The organism is Ensifer oleiphilus (genome assembly GCF_013371465.1).
Taxonomy (GTDB): domain Bacteria; phylum Pseudomonadota; class Alphaproteobacteria; order Rhizobiales; family Rhizobiaceae; genus Ensifer; species Ensifer oleiphilus.
In genome coordinates this window covers 138,754-154,128 of record NZ_JABWDU010000009.1, presented here as the reverse complement: position 1 = coordinate 154,128, position 15,375 = coordinate 138,754, and the positions used below count along the sequence as shown (strand labels likewise).

15 protein-coding genes are annotated in these 15,375 nt (G+C 62.6%); 7 read left to right on the top strand and 8 right to left on the bottom strand.

Annotated elements, in window-relative coordinates; genetic code table 11:
- Window positions 1-6: 6 nt before the first annotated feature.
- Complete coding sequence (locus HT585_RS26670; protein ID WP_176355821.1) at window positions 7-204, bottom strand: heavy-metal-associated domain-containing protein; 198 nt, start codon at window positions 202-204, stop codon at window positions 7-9.
- Window positions 205-635: 431 nt separating this feature from the next.
- On the opposite strand from HT585_RS26670, the gene HT585_RS26665 reads away from it, so the two are divergent.
- Complete coding sequence (locus HT585_RS26665) at window positions 636-1,928, top strand: NCS2 family permease (RefSeq protein WP_176355820.1); 1,293 nt, start codon at window positions 636-638, stop codon at window positions 1,926-1,928.
- A 122-nt stretch (window positions 1,929-2,050) separates the two neighbouring features.
- Here the strand turns inward: HT585_RS26665 and HT585_RS26660 are convergent, their stop codons facing one another.
- Complete coding sequence (locus HT585_RS26660) at window positions 2,051-2,371, bottom strand: 2Fe-2S iron-sulfur cluster-binding protein (protein WP_176355819.1); 321 nt, start codon at window positions 2,369-2,371, stop codon at window positions 2,051-2,053.
- A gap of 65 nt (window positions 2,372-2,436) precedes the next feature.
- Window positions 2,437-3,690: a cytochrome P450 gene (locus HT585_RS26655; RefSeq protein WP_176355818.1), complete on the bottom strand. Its 1,254-nt coding sequence runs from the start codon at window positions 3,688-3,690 to the stop codon at window positions 2,437-2,439.
- Window positions 3,691-3,802: 112 nt separating this feature from the next.
- Here HT585_RS26655 and HT585_RS26650 point away from each other — a divergent pair, with 112 nt between their 5' ends.
- The gene (locus tag HT585_RS26650; protein WP_176355817.1) at window positions 3,803-4,651 is read left to right on the top strand and encodes a helix-turn-helix transcriptional regulator; all 849 of its coding nucleotides are present in this window, start codon (window positions 3,803-3,805) and stop codon (window positions 4,649-4,651) included.
- Between the two features lie 69 nt (window positions 4,652-4,720).
- Here the strand turns inward: HT585_RS26650 and HT585_RS26645 are convergent, their stop codons facing one another.
- Genes HT585_RS26645 through puuE form a run of 3 tightly spaced genes read right to left on the bottom strand, consistent with a single transcriptional unit; the run spans window position 4,721 to window position 7,683 of the window.
- Window positions 4,721-5,206 (bottom strand): ureidoglycolate lyase, encoded by a 486-nt coding sequence (locus tag HT585_RS26645; protein WP_176355816.1) that lies wholly within the window; start codon window positions 5,204-5,206, stop codon window positions 4,721-4,723.
- Window positions 5,207-5,235: 29 nt separating this feature from the next.
- The gene (gene alc / locus HT585_RS26640; RefSeq protein ID WP_176355815.1) at window positions 5,236-6,258 is read right to left on the bottom strand and encodes an allantoicase; all 1,023 of its coding nucleotides are present in this window, start codon (window positions 6,256-6,258) and stop codon (window positions 5,236-5,238) included.
- A 9-nt stretch (window positions 6,259-6,267) separates the two neighbouring features.
- Window positions 6,268-7,683 (bottom strand): allantoinase PuuE, encoded by a 1,416-nt coding sequence (gene puuE / locus HT585_RS26635; RefSeq protein ID WP_176355814.1) that lies wholly within the window; start codon window positions 7,681-7,683, stop codon window positions 6,268-6,270.
- A gap of 171 nt (window positions 7,684-7,854) precedes the next feature.
- Between puuE and uraH the strand changes: the two genes are divergently transcribed.
- Genes uraH through xdhC form a run of 4 tightly spaced genes read left to right on the top strand, consistent with a single transcriptional unit; the run spans window position 7,855 to window position 12,948 of the window.
- Window positions 7,855-8,226, top strand: coding sequence for a hydroxyisourate hydrolase (gene uraH, locus HT585_RS26630; RefSeq protein WP_176355813.1), 372 nt, complete (start codon window positions 7,855-7,857; stop codon window positions 8,224-8,226).
- A gap of 6 nt (window positions 8,227-8,232) precedes the next feature.
- Complete coding sequence (gene xdhA, locus HT585_RS26625) at window positions 8,233-9,714, top strand: xanthine dehydrogenase small subunit (protein WP_176355812.1); 1,482 nt, start codon at window positions 8,233-8,235, stop codon at window positions 9,712-9,714.
- 12 nt (window positions 9,715-9,726) lie between these two features.
- Window positions 9,727-12,072: a xanthine dehydrogenase molybdopterin binding subunit gene (gene xdhB, locus HT585_RS26620; RefSeq protein ID WP_176355811.1), complete on the top strand. Its 2,346-nt coding sequence runs from the start codon at window positions 9,727-9,729 to the stop codon at window positions 12,070-12,072.
- 12 nt (window positions 12,073-12,084) lie between these two features.
- On the top strand, window positions 12,085-12,948 hold the full coding sequence (xdhC, locus tag HT585_RS26615; RefSeq protein WP_176355810.1) for a xanthine dehydrogenase accessory protein XdhC: 864 nt from the start codon (window positions 12,085-12,087) through the stop codon (window positions 12,946-12,948).
- A 2-nt stretch (window positions 12,949-12,950) separates the two neighbouring features.
- On the opposite strand, the gene HT585_RS26610 is transcribed toward xdhC, so the two are convergent.
- Complete coding sequence (locus HT585_RS26610) at window positions 12,951-13,328, bottom strand: winged helix-turn-helix transcriptional regulator (protein WP_176355809.1); 378 nt, start codon at window positions 13,326-13,328, stop codon at window positions 12,951-12,953.
- 99 nt (window positions 13,329-13,427) lie between these two features.
- On the opposite strand from HT585_RS26610, the gene HT585_RS26605 reads away from it, so the two are divergent.
- Complete coding sequence (locus HT585_RS26605; RefSeq protein WP_176355808.1) at window positions 13,428-14,408, top strand: quinone oxidoreductase family protein; 981 nt, start codon at window positions 13,428-13,430, stop codon at window positions 14,406-14,408.
- A gap of 35 nt (window positions 14,409-14,443) precedes the next feature.
- On the opposite strand, the gene HT585_RS26600 is transcribed toward HT585_RS26605, so the two are convergent.
- Entirely contained in the window at window positions 14,444-15,358 is a 915-nt protein-coding gene (locus HT585_RS26600) for a LysR family transcriptional regulator (RefSeq protein WP_176355807.1), read from the bottom strand.
- Between the last annotated feature and the right edge of the window lie 17 nt (window positions 15,359-15,375).

Genomic DNA, 15,375 nt, shown 5'->3' with positions numbered 1-15,375 from the left:
TGCAATTCAGAGCTGGCGGCTGTCGTAGCCGGCTGCCTTCAGCGCCTCTGTGATCGGGCCGGCCGCGGCGACAGTCTCCACGCTGACCTCACGCGCGCCGAGATCGACCTTGACGGTTGCCTGCGGGTCGACGCTCAGGATCGCCTTCTGCACGGTGCCGGCGCAGTGTCCGCAGGTCATGTTGTCGATCTTGTAATTCTGCATCGCTTGTCTCCTTCTTTTCGATGTGAGACAAACATGGGGCTTCCCACCGTTGGAAGGTCAAGTGGCCGTTCGCCGATATTTTTCAACATGCTTCGGTCGCTCAACCCGGTGGCAAAAGGTTGGAAACCGGCGCGTATTTCGCCGGCAACTGCTCCGAAAAATTTGAAAGTCTTTCATTACCGAACCCTGGAATGGACGGCTAGCGGTCGGCCGCGGGAAGACGCACAATCCGAAGGCTGTGCACAAGGGCATTCGCGTCGTCTCATGGGGGCGGACGTTCGCCCGCCCGGCATGGACCGTCAAAGGTTCGTGATGCGATCGCGCCGGAATATTCGGCGATGATCGAAATGCATCGGTCGGGTACTGGAGGAGACTGTGTCCCGATCTCTGTCGTTCGGCTGCGTCGTGGCGACGCCGCCAAGGGAGGAAATATGTTTGAACGACTATTCAAGTTAAATGAGCATGGGACGTCCGTGCGCACCGAGGTGATCGCCGGCGTCACGACATTCCTGACGATGTCCTACATCATCTTCGTCAACCCCGACATTCTGTCGACCACGGGCATGGATAGGGATGCCGTATTCGTCGCAACCTGTATTGCCGCCGCACTCGGCTCGGCTGTCATGGCGCTCGTCGCCAACTGGCCGATCGGCATGGCGCCGGGCATGGGCCTCAACGCCTTTTTCGCCTTCACAGTCGTTGCAGCCCTCGGCTTCAGCTGGCAGCAGGCGCTCGGCGCCGTGTTCATTTCGGGCGTGATCTTCCTGATCCTGACGGTAACCGGGGTCCGAAGCTGGTTGATCGCCGGTATCCCGCATTCGCTCAGAAGCGCGATCGCCACCGGTATCGGACTGTTCCTGGGCATCATCGCGCTCAAGAATGCTGGCATCGTCGTCGATAATCCGGCAACGCTGGTCGGACTCGGCGACCTGAAGCAGACCGGCCCGCTGCTGGCGATCCTCGGCTTCTTCGTCATTGCGGTGCTCGATTCGCTTAGAGTGCGCGGCTCGATCCTGATCGGTATTCTGGTCGTCACCATTCTGTCGATGCTGCTGGGTGTCAGCGAGTTCAAGGGCATCGTTTCCACGCCGCCGAGCATCGCGCCGACCTTCATGCAGCTCGACATCATGGGTGCGCTGCATGGTGGCCTGGTCCACGTGATCCTCGTCTTCGTGCTCGTCGAAGTCTTCGACGCCACGGGTACGCTGATCGGTGTGGCCAAGCGCGCCAAGCTGGTGGAAGAAGGCAAGCCGAACCGCCTCGGCCGGGCGCTTCTGGCTGACAGCACCGCCATCGTCGCCGGCTCGCTGATCGGCACCAGCAGCACCACCGCCTATGTCGAAAGCGCCTCGGGCGTCCAGGCTGGCGGTCGCACGGGCCTGACGGCGCTGACCGTCAGCGTACTCTTCCTGGCGGCCCTGTTCTTCTCGCCGCTGGCAGCCGCCGTGCCGACCTATGCGACAGCACCGGCTCTGCTCTACGTCGCCGGCCTGATGATGCGCGAACTGACGGAAGTCGACTGGGACGACCTGACGGAAGCCGCACCGGCAGCACTCACCGCGCTTGCCATGCCCTTCACCTACTCGATCGCCAATGGCCTGGCCTTCGGCTTCGTGAGCTATGTCGTGCTCAAGGTGTTCACCGGCAAGTGGAGCGTCATCCACCCTGCAACACAGCTTGTCGCGGCGCTTTTCATCGTGCGCTTCGCCTTCTTCGCCGAATAGTAAGAAGCCGGGGCGATGCCCCGGCTCCGCATCTTCAGAACTTCCCCCGTGAAGCTGGCCGGACCGCAGACATCGCTGCGGCTCCGGTCTTTTTTCGTTTTGACAATCGGGCGGACGCCCGATCAATATTGCCCGGCCGGCAAGTGCACGACCAATCCGTCGAGCGCATCGGAGACCGCGATCTGACAGCTGAGCCGGCTGCGCTCATCCGGATTGACGACGCACTCGATCATGTCCTGCTCCTGATAGTCGGGCGCGGGCAGCTTTTCGCTCCATGCCGCATCGATGTAACAGTGACATGTACCGCAGGCGCAGGAGCCGCCGCATTCGGCCGCAATGGCGTCGATACCGTTCTGCACGGCTGCCGACATCACCGACTGGCCGATCTCGGCCACAACCTCGGTCGTCTTTCCCTCAGCATCCACAAACACAATCCTTGGCATAAATAGTCTCCACTCAAATCTGAAATCGTCGTGTTGATTGGCACTGGTCGCCCCGCGTCCGGCCCTTAAGCCGGCCTGATCGCGATCTGCAGCTTCTTCGGGCCACGCACCGAAAGGCCCCGCTTGTATTCGGGCTGTTCGTCGACAAGCGCGATCGTCGGGAAGCGTCGCAGCAGCGTGCTGAAGATGATGTCCATATCCAGCCGGGCGAGATGGTTGCCGAGACAGAAGTGCACGCCGCCGCCGAAGGCGAGATGTCGGTTGGGGCTGCGGCCGATGTCGAAGGCATCGGCGTTCTCGAATTGTTTCGGGTCGCGGTTTGCCGCGCCATAAAGCAGCCCGAACTTCGTCCCGCGCGCAAAGGTCCGTCCGCCGATTTCCACATCCTCGATGCAGTGGCGGTGGAAGAAAGGCAGCGGCGACTCGTAGCGGAACATCTCCTGCACCGCCGTCTGGATCAATGCCGGATCCTGGCGCAGCCGCGCCATCTGCTCGGGAAAGCGCAAGAGCGCATGCATTCCGCTGCCAAGCACGTCGATCGTCGAGCCGTGACCGGCCATCAGGATCAGCATGCAGGTCGAAATGAATTCGTCGGCGTTCATCGCACCGGCGCGCTCCGCCTCGATCAGCACCGAGATGAGGTCGTCCTTGGGGCTGCGCTCGCGCTCGTGTTTCAGCGCCGTCAGGTATTCGTAGAATTCGGTGGTGTTGGTCTCGGCGATCCGCTTGCGTTCATTCGAGCGGTCGACGTCGAAGAATTGCACGATGTTTTCCGACCAGATGCGCAGCTGGGGACAGTCTTCGTCGGGAACGCCAAGAAGGCGGCCGATGATGTGACCGGGCACGTGGGCTGCGAGATCGTCGACAAAATCGATCTGGCCGCGATCGGCGAGACTGTCGAACAGCTTATCGACATAGGTCTGGATCTGGTCGCGCAGCTTGGCGATCATTGCCGGCGTGAACAGCTTGAAGACCTGCCGGCGAAGCCGGTCATGCACGGCGCCGTCGCTGTCGAGCAGGCTGAACTGCACGAAGCGCGAATGGTTCGGCATGTCGTGCCAGTTGCCGGCGCGCTGGATCCGGGCGATTTCTTCGGCTGTGGCGATATCTTCGAGCGAGCGGACCATGCGCTTGTCCATGACGATGGCCGAGACATCCTCGAAGCGCGAGGCGAGCCAGATGTCGAAATCCTCGAAATAGTGCAGGCCGCCCTTGTCGCGCAGCGCCTTGTAGGTCGGGTAGGGATCGCGCGCGAAATCCGGGGAGAGAGGGGCGAACGTCACCTCCAGTTGGTCCCGTGTCGATACGCTCTCTGTCATTGGCCGCACTCCCTGCAAAAACTGCATGATAGCGTCATCGCCAGCTTCATGGAAATGCAGCGATCTCGCGAGATAATGGACAAAACTCGCATCGATGTGCAGAGTGTCTCGCATGTCGGCCGAGCGCGAAGAGATCTATTTTCACACCCCAGCCCGTCTGGCCGGAGCGTTTCCCTACAAGGCGCTGGTGGCCGGCGCCCGCGTGGCGTTGCCCGACGAGCCGCCGATCCGCAAACGGTTCCATCAGCACGTGCTCGTTCACACCACCTCAGGGCAAGGGCAGATCGAAGTGCGTGGGCAGCGGTTTGTCGCGCAAAAGGGCATGTCGATCTGGCTGGACACGTCGCAGGCCTATGAGCATCGTTGCTCCCCAGACGCTGCCGAGTGGCGCTATCTTTGGATGGGCGTCGAGGGGCACGGGTTGGACGACGTCTATGCCTTCCTCAATGTGCAGCAGGCGCCCTTGTTCGAGCCGTCGGATCGCGAGGCGGCGCAGGCCGCGTTCCAGTCCGTCATCGCCTATCTGGACGATCGCTCATCGGCAACGGATGCATTGGTCAGCGCCGCCATTGCCGGCCTGATCGCCAACCTCAGCGCGCCACGATTGGCCGGCGCCGCAGCACCTGACGACCCCGCCTTGCGCGATCGGATAACCGGCGTGCTTGCCGCGGTCAGAAAGGACCTGGCGAAGGCCTGGACGATCGACGACCTTGCTGCTCTTGCAAGGCTCAGCCCGTCGCAACTGTTTCGCCGGTTCAAGGATACGATAGGGACGACGCCGATGGACTGGCTACGCCATGAGCGCATCAACCAGGCCAAGCGCCTGTTGGTTGAGCCGAGGGCCAAGATTTCGGCGGTCGCCGCGCATTGCGGCTATCCGGATCCCTATCATTTTTCCCGCGATTTTCGCCGTTTGACCGGCTACACGCCGACAAAGTTCAGGCGCGACGGTGGGTACTGAGATCGCGATGAAAAGATGACGGTACCCACTCGAAAGAAGCGGGTCCGTCCTCCTGTTTCGAACCTGCCATCAACGCAGCAGGAACGGCTCCTCGAAGAAATGCTCCTCGAGATTGACGCCTTCTCCGCCACGGTCGACCACGGCGAAGTCGGAGACATCGTCGAGTGGCGTCAGGATGCCGTGCCAGACATTACGGGCGATGTTGACGCCCTGGCCGGGCGCAGTCCTGAAGGCGATCGGTTCGCTCGGGCCTTCCTTCGTCTCTCCCGAAACGACCACCAGGAACGGATTGTCGGTCAGGGGAATGAAGGCCTGGCTGCCGAGCGGGTGGCGCTCGACCATGGTGAGCTTCAAGGGCAGCGGATAGGGCTCGCCGCGCACGAGGCTGATCATCGGCCGGCCTTTGTCGCCGGCCGTCTCGATCTTGGCGAGGTCATGGTAGCGGGTGCATTTGCCACCGTTTATGGGAAAGCTGTGGGCGTTTTCAGTCTCGATCACGTCGCCGAATGGCGCGAATGCCTCGCGTGTCAGCGGCTTTATCTCGATCTCCTTCATGTGACGCTCCTCCGTCCTATGTTGGTCGTTTAGGGGGTGCCGGCCCTTGCAATGCGCCCGAAGACACGCAGCCGGCTGACGCCGCCGTCGGGGTAAATGTTGAGGCGGACATGGGTGGCAAGGCCGATGTCCTCGATCATGCTGCCGCCGTAGTCATGGATGCTGTCGGCGCTCAGCTTCTGGCGCGCCAACACCTCTCGCCAGTAAAGCGAAGATGCTGTTATCGCGGCGTCGACGGTACACTCCGCCTCGCCGATGTCGGCCGCCTGCACCGAGCAGGCGTCGGGGTAGTTGCCTTTGAAGTGCGCGGTATCGACGACGATGCGCTCGATCGAGGTGCGCGCAGCGAGTTTTACGATGATCCAGTCGTTTCCGGGCTCGCGCCGCCGTCGCGTCTCCCAGCCGTCGCCCATATTGATCCCCCGACCGGGTGCCAACAGTCGTTGATGGCCGTAATGGCCGTTGGAAAATGTAACAATCCGGCCGCCGAGCAGCGAGGACGCGAGGTCGACAGGCTCGTCGCCGATCCCGTCGAGGTCGAGTTCGGGCGTGCCGTAGACCCGCAACCGGGCAATGCCGCCATCGGGATAGATGCGCAGCCTGACATGGCTCCAGACCCCTTCGCCCTGCGCCGGGAAGAAATGATGAGCGCTTGGGCCAAGCAGGTTCATGCCCAGAAGCTCGGTCCAAACCGTCGTATCATTCGGGCCCTCCGGCGCCAGACAGGCATCGATGGCGCAGGCGCTGGGGTAGTTGCCGGTAAAATGCGCGGTGTCGACGTCGAAGCCGGCAATGCGTCCGGTGGTCGCAAGGGCAACGATTGCATGGTCATGCCCGAGGTCGCGCCGCCGCCGTGTTTCCCAGCCGTCCATCCACTTGCCGTGGTCGTCATAGACGCCGGCATGAAAGACGGCAGGACAATCCTGCAGCATCCTTTCGAGCGGCGCGAAGAATTCGTCCGTGGCAAGGACCGGCCGCGCGCCGAGCCCGGCAGAGGCAAGATTGATCGCCTTTCGCGCGAATTCAGGCAGGCCGGCGCCGTCGATCGTCATCGCCCGACCTCAGCTCGGCAGCATGTCTTTGAGGCGGAGAAGCGCGATCCGCTCCACCTGTCGGCAGGCCGTTTCAAGTTCGCTGTCGCGATCGTTGCCGATCCGGGTCTCGAATGCCGCGAGGATGTCATCCTTGCTGCGGCCCCTGACGGCGATGATGAAGGGAAAGCCGAATTTTTCGACATAGGCGCTGTTCAGTTCGGTGAACCGCGCGCGTTCGGCATCGGTCAGCGCATCGAGACCGGCCGAGGCCTGTTCGCTGGTCGAGCTTTCGGTCAGTCGCTTTGCCTGCGCCAGCTTGCCGGCGAGATCCGGGTGGGCGTTGAGTACGCCGAGACGCTCGTCTGCTGTCGCCTCGCGGAAGACTGCACTCAGCGCCGCAGCAAGCCCAATCGCCGTGTCGTTGGCGGCCGACAGTTCGCCGGCGAAGGCACGCCTGGCGATCCATTCCGAATGTTCGAAAACGCCGCCGAAGCGGGCGACGAAATCGGCCTCGGACAGCCGCGACGGGCGATCGTCCCAGGCCTTGAACGGATAGGCCTTTGCCCAGTGGCGCGCAATATCGATGCGCCGGGCGAGCCAGACCTTTTCGTGGCCTTTGACATAGTCGATGAAGCGGGCCAGCGCTGCTGCGCGGCCGGGCCTGCCGACGAGGCGGCAATGCAGGCCGATGCTCAGCATCTTCGGCGCGCCGGCTGCACCTTCCGCATAGAGCACGTCGAAACTGTCCTTGAGATAGCTGAAGAACTGGTCGCCGCTGTTGAACCCCTGTGGCGTCGCAAAGCGCATGTCGTTGGTGTCGAGCGTGTAGGGAATGACGAGTTGGTGGCGCCCGGCATGTTCATGCCAGTAGGGCAGATCGTCGGCATAGCTGTCGGAGACATAGTCGAAGCCGCCGGTTTCGGTCACGAGATCCAGCGTGTTATCGGAACAGCGGCCGGTGTACCAGCCGCGCGGCGGCTCGCCGGTGACCACGGTGTGCAGCCGGATTGCTTCGGCGATTTCCGCCCGCTCACGCTGGGGGCTGAAGTCCTTGTGCTCGATCCATTTCAGGCCATGCGAGGCGATTTCCCAGCCAGCGTCCTGCATGGCGGCGACCTGCACCGGAGAGCGCTTCAGCGCCGTCGCGACGCCATAGACCGTGGCCGGCACCGCCTTTTCGGCGAACATGCGGTGGAGGCGCCAGAAGCCGGCGCGGGCGCCGTATTCGTAGATCGATTCCATGTTCCAGTGGCGCTGTCCGGGCCATGCCTGCGCACCGACGATTTCCGACAGGAAAGCCTCCGATGCGGCGTCTCCATGGAGCACGCAGTTCTCGCCGCCTTCCTCGTAATTGATCACGAACTGCACGGCGATCCGCGCCTCGTCGGGCCAGACGGTGGTGGGGTTCTGGCCATGGCCGTGAAGATCGCGGGGGTATCTCATTTGAAGCAGTCCTCCAGACATTTGTCTCTGCGGCCTGATTCCTAACGGGATTTTTCCAGCGTCATTCCCCCCAAAAAATTTGAAAGTCTCGAATGATCCGCCTGCTTCTCAATGCACTGGCTCACCTCGATACTGCCAACTGGAAAGCTGACTTCGGGAGGAGCAATACGCATGCAATCTCATGGTGGAAACGACGGCCGTCTGACGACCCATGTGCTGGATACGGCCAGTGGCAAACCGGCCAAGGACCTGCGCATTGAGCTCTATCGCATCGAGGGCGAGCGCCAGACGCATCTGCGTTCCGTCCGCACCAACGACGACGGACGCTGTGACCAGCCGCTCCTCAGCGGATCGCTGATGCAGGCCGGCACCTACGAACTGCAATTTCACGCCGGCGACTACCTCGGGTCCGAAGCGGCGCGCGGCGCCAACCCGTTTCTCGATGTCATCCCCATCCGCTTCGGTATCGACGACCAAGCCGCGCACTATCATGTACCGCTGCTCCTGTCGCCCTACGGCTATTCGACCTATCGCGGGAGCTGAGCTGCAATGACTATCCAGATTCGCAACACCATCCGTTTCCTGCTGAACCACCGCCTCGTCGAGCTTTCAGATGTTTCCGCGGTGCAGACATTGCTCGATTTCCTGCGCATCGACCGCAATCTGCGCGGCACCAAGGAAGGCTGCGCCGAAGGCGATTGCGGCGCCTGCACCGTGCTGGTCGGCCGCCTGCTCGGCGGCCAGCTGAAATACGAGGCCGTCAATGCCTGCATCCGCTTCGTCGGTTCGCTCGACGGCTGTCATGTGGTGACGGTGGATTCGCTGGCAACGCCGGGCGGCCCGCTTCACCCTGTCCAGCAGGCGATGGTTGAGACGCACGCCTCGCAGTGCGGCTTCTGCACGCCGGGCTTCGTCATGTCTCTCTATGGGCTCTGGATGGAGAACCCGAAGCCGTCGATCACGGAAATCGAGAAGGCGCTGCAGGGCAACCTCTGTCGCTGCACCGGCTATGCCGCGATCATCCGTGCCGCGGAAGCGATCTCGACCATCGGTGATCTCGGCAAGGATCCGCTGTTTGCCGAACGGGACCGGATCGCCGGCGAACTTGCGAGCCTGCAGGACGGCCGCCGCGTGGTGATCCGCGAGGGATCCGAACTGTTCATGCTGCCGGCATCCGTCGACGACTTTGCCGATGTGCTCGAAGCCAATCCGAAGGCGACGATCGTCGCCGGATCGACCGACGTCGGCCTCTGGGTCACGAAGTTCATGCGCGATATCGCCCCGGTCGTGCACCTGACGCATCTCGAAGAGCTGCGCCTCATCACCGTCGACGACAAGGGCGTGACGCTTGGCGCTGGCGTCAGCTACGCCGAAGCCTACCCAGTGATCACCGAGCATTTTCCGCAGCTGCGCGAGCTTTGGGACCGGATCGGCGGGCAGCAGGTGCGCAATATGGGCACCGTCGGCGGCAACATCGCCAATGGCTCGCCGATCGGCGACACGCCGCCCGCATTCATTGCGCTCGGAGCCTCGGTGACGCTGCGCAAGGGGTCGCGCCGCCGTACCGTGGCGCTTGAAGATTTCTTCATCGCCTATGGCAAACAGGATCGCGAGCCCGGCGAATTCGTCGAGGCGGTACATATTCCCTTCCTCGAAGCCGATACGCGCTTTGCCGTCTACAAGATAACCAAGCGTCTGGATGAGGATATCACCGCGGTCTGCGGCGCGTTCCGCTTGACGTTCGACGGTGCCGGCAATGTCACGGACGCCGTGATCGCCTTTGGCGGCATGGCCGGAACGCCGAAGCGGGCTGACCATGTCGAGGCTGCGCTCAAGGGCAAGGCATGGAGCGAGGCGACCGTCGAGCAGGCGATCTCGGCATTCGATGAGGATTTCACACCGCTCACCGACTGGCGGGCCTCGGCGGAATACCGCCAGCTGGTGGCGAAGAACCTGCTGCGCCGCTTCTATCTGGAAACACAGGCGACCGGACAGATCCGGCTCGACCGCACCATCGCCGTTGCCGTTTAGGAGGTGAGACCCATGAATGTGATGCAGCCCATCGACCGCATCCGCGGTGGCGTCCACGAAAACGAGAAACACGAATCCGGCCACAAGCACGTGTCGGGAACCGCCGAATATATCGACGATATCCCCGAACCATCAGGCACGCTGCACGGCTATCTCGGTCTGTCGCAACGCGCCCATGCCGATATTCTGTCGATTGATTTCGAGGCGGTCAGTGCTACCGAAGGTGTCATCGGCATACTGACTGCCGACGATATTCCGGGCGAAAACGATATCAGCCCGGCCCACAAGCACGACGATCCGGTGTTTGCGACCGGCAAGGTCGAATTCCACGGCCAGCCGATCTTCGCCGTCATCGCCACGTCGCGTGAAGCGGCACGGCGGGCCGCCGCCAAGGTCAAGGTCGAGTATCGCGATCTGCCGCATGTGACCGACGTGCTGGAAGCGGCGGCCGCGAACTACCCTCTGGTCATCGATCCCCTGAAGCTGGAGCGCGGCGACATCGAAGCTGGTTTTGCCAAGGCGAAGAACGTCGTCAAGGGCGAGATGCGCATCGGCGGCCAAGACCACTTTTACCTTGAAGGCCAGATTTCCTTTGCCATTCCAGGCGAAGACGACGAGGTCCTGGTCTATTCCTCGACCCAGCATCCGAGCGAAACCCAGCACATGGTGGCAACGGTGCTCGGCGTGCCGTCGAACGCCGTCACCGTGAACGTGCGCCGCATGGGCGGTGGCTTCGGCGGCAAGGAAACACAGGCCAACATCTTCGCAGCCGTGGCGGCGCTGGCCGCCAAGAAATACCGCTGCGCCGTCAAGGTGCGGCCCGACCGGGACGACGACATGTCGGCGACCGGCAAGCGCCACGATTTCCATGTCGACTACAAGGTCGGTTTCGACGACGAAGGTCGCATCGAAGCGGTCGATACGGTGTTTGCCGCGCGCTGTGGCTTCTCCGCCGACCTCTCCGGTCCGGTGACCGACCGTGCGCTGTTTCATGCCGACAACTGCTACTTCTATCCGAACGTGCGCCTGCGCTCGAAGCCGCTGAAGACCAATACCGTGTCCAACACCGCGTTTCGTGGCTTCGGCGGCCCTCAGGGCATGGTCGGTGGCGAACGCATGATCGAGGACGTGGCCTATGCCGTCGGCAAGGATCCGCTCGAGATCCGCAAGCTCAACTTCTATGGTGGCGAAGGCCGCAATCTCACGCCCTATCACCAGACGGTCGAAGACAACATCATCGGGCGCATCATCGAAGAGCTGGAAACGTCGGCCGATTACGCCGCGCGTCGAAAGGCCGTGATCGCCTTCAACCGTGAAAACCACGTCATCAAGCGCGGCATTGCTCTCACGCCGGTCAAATTCGGCATCTCCTTCACCAAGACAGAGTACAATCAGGCGGGCGCCCTGGTGCATGTCTATGCTGACGGGTCGATCCACCTCAACCACGGTGGCACCGAGATGGGGCAGGGTCTCTACACCAAGATCGCCCAGGTGGTGGCCGACGAGTTCCAGGTCGATCTCGACCGGATCAAGGTCACGGCGACGACAACTGCGAAGGTGCCGAACACGTCGGCGACGGCTGCATCTTCAGGCGCGGATCTCAACGGCATGGCCGCCGCCAATGGGGCGCAGCAGATCAAGGCGCGGCTGGTGCGTTTTGCTGCCGAACGCTGGAACGTTGCGGAATCCGATGTTGCTTTCGAGCCGAACACGGTGCGCATCGGCGCGGAACGGTTACCCTTCGGCGAGTTCATCAAGCTCGCCTATGGCGCCCGCATCCAGCTGTCTGCCGCCGGCTTCTACAAGACGCCGAAGATCCACTGGGATCGTTCAGAGGGGCGCGGACGGCCGTTCTTCTACTACGCCTATGGCGCGTCCTGCTCCGAAGTCAGCGTCGACACGCTGACCGGCGAATACCAGGTCGATCGCACCGATATCCTGCACGATGTCGGCCGGTCGCTGAACCCGGCATTGGACTTGGGGCAGGTGGAAGGTGCTTTCGTCCAGGGCATGGGGTGGCTGACCACCGAGGAATTGTGGTGGGATGCCAAGGGACGGCTGCGCACGCATGCTCCGTCGACCTACAAGATCCCGCTTGCCTCCGATCGTCCGCGTGTGTTCAACGTCCGGTTGGCGGAATGGTCTGTCAATCGCGAGGAGACGATCCGCCGGTCGAAGGCCGTCGGGGAACCGCCGTTCATGCTGGGCATTTCGGTTCTGGAGGCCTTGTCGATGGCAGCCGCGAGCGTTGCGGAGTATCGTATTGCTCCGAGCATCGACGCGCCGGCGACGCCGGAGCGGGTGCTGATGGCGATCGAGCGACTTCGCGCTGCCGCAAGGCAAGGGGACGTGGCGTAAGGACTGATGACGATGGTTGCGAGCCGAGAGGATATCCGGGACTTTCTGCGCCGCGAGCCGGACTGCGTGCTGGTCGAGGTGACGGGGGCTGCCGGCTCGACGCCGCGCGACACCGACGCCTGGATGCTGGTGGCGCCGGACGGTCTTTTCGGCACCATCGGCGGCGGCCAGCTCGAGTATATGGCGATCGATCACGGCCGGCGGGCGCTGAAGCGCGGCGACCGCGCCGACACGATGACGATCCTGCTCGGCCCCGAGATCGGCCAGTGTTGCGGCGGGCGTGTCGCGCTCGCCTTCACGCGCATCGACCGGGAGAAAGCCGCCATGCTTATTGAACGCAGCGATCTGGAGATTGCCAGCCGACCCCATGTCTACGTCTTCGGCGCCGGCCATGTCGGCGACGCCTTGGCGATGGCCCTGTCGCTCGTGCCGGTGCGCACCATCCTCGTAGACACGCGAGAAGATGAGCTCGAGGCCGCAGGCATCCATGGCATCGAGACCTGCCTGACGGCGATGCCCGAGGCGGTGGTCCGCGATGCGCCGCGCGGCAGCGCCTTCGTCATCCTTACCCACGACCATGCGCTCGACTTCCTGATCGCGGCCGAGGCGCTCCGGCGCGACGACGCCTCCTATGTCGGCATGATCGGTTCGAAGACCAAGCGTTCCACGTTCAAAAGCTGGCTGTCTCGGGAAATCGGTCGGCCGGATCTGTTCGACCGGCTCGTCTGCCCGATTGGCGGCACGGCGGTAAAGGACAAGAGGCCCACCGTGATCGCGGCGCTGGCCGCCGCCGAGATCATGACCGCTGCTCTCAACCATAATTGGGAAACACCGGCCGTCGTGTCGACCAAGCGGGGCAAGCACGTCGGCGCCTGACATCAGGCGCCTTGGCGCGGCCGGATGATGCAATCGCCGACCTGATCGACTTCGCCCAACTCCTCGGCATGGCGCTGCCCCCATTCGCATAGAGCGAGCAGAACCGGCTCGAGGCTTTGGCCCAGCGCCGTTGCCGAATACTCCACCCTCGGCGGCACTTCGCGAAAGATCTCGCGATGGACGAGGCCGTGCTCCTCCATCTCGCGAAGCTGCTGGATCAGCACTTTCTGGCTCACGGCCGGGACGAGCCGTCGCAGTTCCGAAAGCCGTCTCGGACCGTCGAACAGGTGATAAAGGATCACCGCCTTCCATCGCCCGGAGATCACCTTGAGCGCACGCTCGGATGGCAGTGACGGCAGTCGCTTAAAGATCTCGGCCATGGTTACCAACAGGTCAGTATGGAACGAAAGAGTGTGTAGAGCCAAATTGGAGAGTAGGGCTAGCTACGGATCAACGCCAATCAAATCAGGTCGAGATTCATGAAAGCTATTGAATACCGCTCCTTCGGAAGCCCTGAAGTCCTAGAGCTGCTCAATATACCGAAGCCGGTGCCTGCGCGCGGTGAAGTGCTGGTGCGGGTCGGCGCTATCGGGCTCAATTTCTTCGAAGTGCTGATGCGGCAGGATCGATATGCTGTCACGCCTGATGTGCCGATGGTTCCGGGCGTCGAGGTGGCAGGCGTTATCGAGGCGCTGGGCGAAGGTGTGGAATCGGCAGCGGTCGGCACCCGCGTCGCCGTACCAATGTTTGCCTTTGGTCGCGGCTCGGGTGGTTGCGCAGAGTATGTCGCGATCGATGCGGACGCTCTCGTGCCGCTCCCCGACGACGTTTCGTTCGAAGTGGCGACGGCGCTGATGATCCAGGGACTGACGGCGCGTCATCTTCTTCGGCAGAGCAATCCCGCGGGCAAGACCGTGCTGGTAACTGCTGCGGCCGGTGGCGTCGGCTCGCTGCTCCTTCAGCTTGCAAGGGAGGCGGGTGCCAAGACGGTGATCGCGCTTGCGGGTGGCAGCGAGAAGGTCGCGTTCGCGCGCTCGCTTGGCGCGGACCTTGCGATCGATTACCGGATATCAGACTGGCGGGAGACACTCGGGCGGCATCTGGCGGGCAACTCGATCGAGACGATCTACGACTTCGTCGGTGGTGACTTCACCAAATCTGCGCTTGGCGTGCTTTCTCCCGGCGGCGAGCTCGTCTTTGGGGCGATGGGCCGCTTCGAATTAGACGCGGCCGACGTCGAGAAAATGGCGGCGGACAACCAATCCCTGCGCGGTTTCGCGCTGCTGCCGCTGCTCACACCTTCGTCCCTGAAGGCGGATCTCGGCCATCTGTTCCGTCGCATAGAAGATGGGCGGTTGAAGGTTCATGTGGGCGGCCGGTTTCCGCTGGCGCAGGCGGCCGAGGCGCATCGCGCCATGGAAGCGCGAAGCACGATCGGCAAGATCGTGCTTGTGCCGTAGTTATGCGGAGAGCGTTGTTTGAGCTCGCCTGGGCGTCAGGCGAGCATCTTGCCGATGAGCCGCTGACAGCGCTCTGCCATATAGTCGATCATCAGCCGCACTTTCGGGTCCTGGAAACGTTTGTGGGGATAGATCGCCGCCAGTTGCACGCCGAGCGGCGGCGTTGACGCCAGGATCGGCACCAGTTCGCCGGCGTTGATGTGGCTCTTCACTTCGAACAGCGGCTTGTTGATAATGCCGCGCCCGTCGAGCGCCCATTGGGTCAGCACGTCGCCGTCATCGGAATCGTAGGGTCCCGTCACTTCGAGCTTTTTGACGCCCTCTGGCGTCTGCAGCGTCCAGAAATATTCCTTGGAGCCGGGATAGCGCAAAAGCAGACAGTCATGCTTGTTGGCAATCAACTCGTCGGGCGTTTGCGGCAGGCCGCGCTTCTCGAAATAAGCGGGTGCACCGCACACGACCCGCTCGCAGTTCATGATGCCGCGCATGCGCAGGTTTGAATCTTCGAGGATGCCGAGCTTGAAGGCGACATCGACGCCTTCCGACAAGATGTCGACGTTGTGGTCGGAGAGCCTGAGCCGCACCTCAATATCAGGATACTTGTCGTGAAACTCCGGAATACCCGAAGCGATCAGCCTTCGACCTATCCCCAATGGAGCGGTAATCTTCAGCGCGCCCTTCGGATTGTGCGACAGGTCCGCGATGGCATTTTCCGCCTCGTTGACCGCCTCGAGGATCTTGACCGCACCGTCGTAAAAGACGCGGCCGTGCTCCGTCGGCGTCAGCTTGCGCGTCGTCCGATTGAACAGCCGAACGCCCATGTGGCGCTCCAACTCCTTGATTCTATTGCTCGCAACCGCTGGCGTGACGCGCTGGTCGCGACCAGCCGCCGACAGGGTTCCAAGTTCTACGACGCGTACGAATACGCGCACATTGTCCAGATATGACATGCCTCCCGATCTCTCCT

Bases quoted from the DNA above. Each gene is read 5' to 3' on its own strand.
- HT585_RS26670 (WP_176355821.1), bottom strand. From the start codon at position 204: ATGCAGAATTACAAGATCGACAACATGACCTGCGGACACTGCGCCGGC.
- HT585_RS26665 (WP_176355820.1), top strand. From the start codon at position 636: ATGTTTGAACGACTATTCAAGTTAAATGAGCATGGGACGTCCGTGCGC.
- HT585_RS26660 (WP_176355819.1), bottom strand. From the start codon at position 2,371: ATGCCAAGGATTGTGTTTGTGGATGCTGAGGGAAAGACGACCGAGGTT.
- HT585_RS26655 (WP_176355818.1), bottom strand. From the start codon at position 3,690: ATGACAGAGAGCGTATCGACACGGGACCAACTGGAGGTGACGTTCGCC.
- HT585_RS26650 (WP_176355817.1), top strand. From the start codon at position 3,803: ATGTCGGCCGAGCGCGAAGAGATCTATTTTCACACCCCAGCCCGTCTG.
- HT585_RS26645 (WP_176355816.1), bottom strand. From the start codon at position 5,206: ATGAAGGAGATCGAGATAAAGCCGCTGACACGCGAGGCATTCGCGCCA.
- alc (WP_176355815.1), bottom strand. From the start codon at position 6,258: ATGACGATCGACGGCGCCGGCCTGCCTGAATTCGCGCGAAAGGCGATC.
- puuE (WP_176355814.1), bottom strand. From the start codon at position 7,683: ATGAGATACCCCCGCGATCTTCACGGCCATGGCCAGAACCCCACCACC.
- uraH (WP_176355813.1), top strand. From the start codon at position 7,855: ATGCAATCTCATGGTGGAAACGACGGCCGTCTGACGACCCATGTGCTG.
- xdhA (WP_176355812.1), top strand. From the start codon at position 8,233: ATGACTATCCAGATTCGCAACACCATCCGTTTCCTGCTGAACCACCGC.
- xdhB (WP_176355811.1), top strand. From the start codon at position 9,727: ATGAATGTGATGCAGCCCATCGACCGCATCCGCGGTGGCGTCCACGAA.
- xdhC (WP_176355810.1), top strand. From the start codon at position 12,085: ATGGTTGCGAGCCGAGAGGATATCCGGGACTTTCTGCGCCGCGAGCCG.
- HT585_RS26610 (WP_176355809.1), bottom strand. From the start codon at position 13,328: ATGGCCGAGATCTTTAAGCGACTGCCGTCACTGCCATCCGAGCGTGCG.
- HT585_RS26605 (WP_176355808.1), top strand. From the start codon at position 13,428: ATGAAAGCTATTGAATACCGCTCCTTCGGAAGCCCTGAAGTCCTAGAG.
- HT585_RS26600 (WP_176355807.1), bottom strand. From the start codon at position 15,358: ATGTCATATCTGGACAATGTGCGCGTATTCGTACGCGTCGTAGAACTT.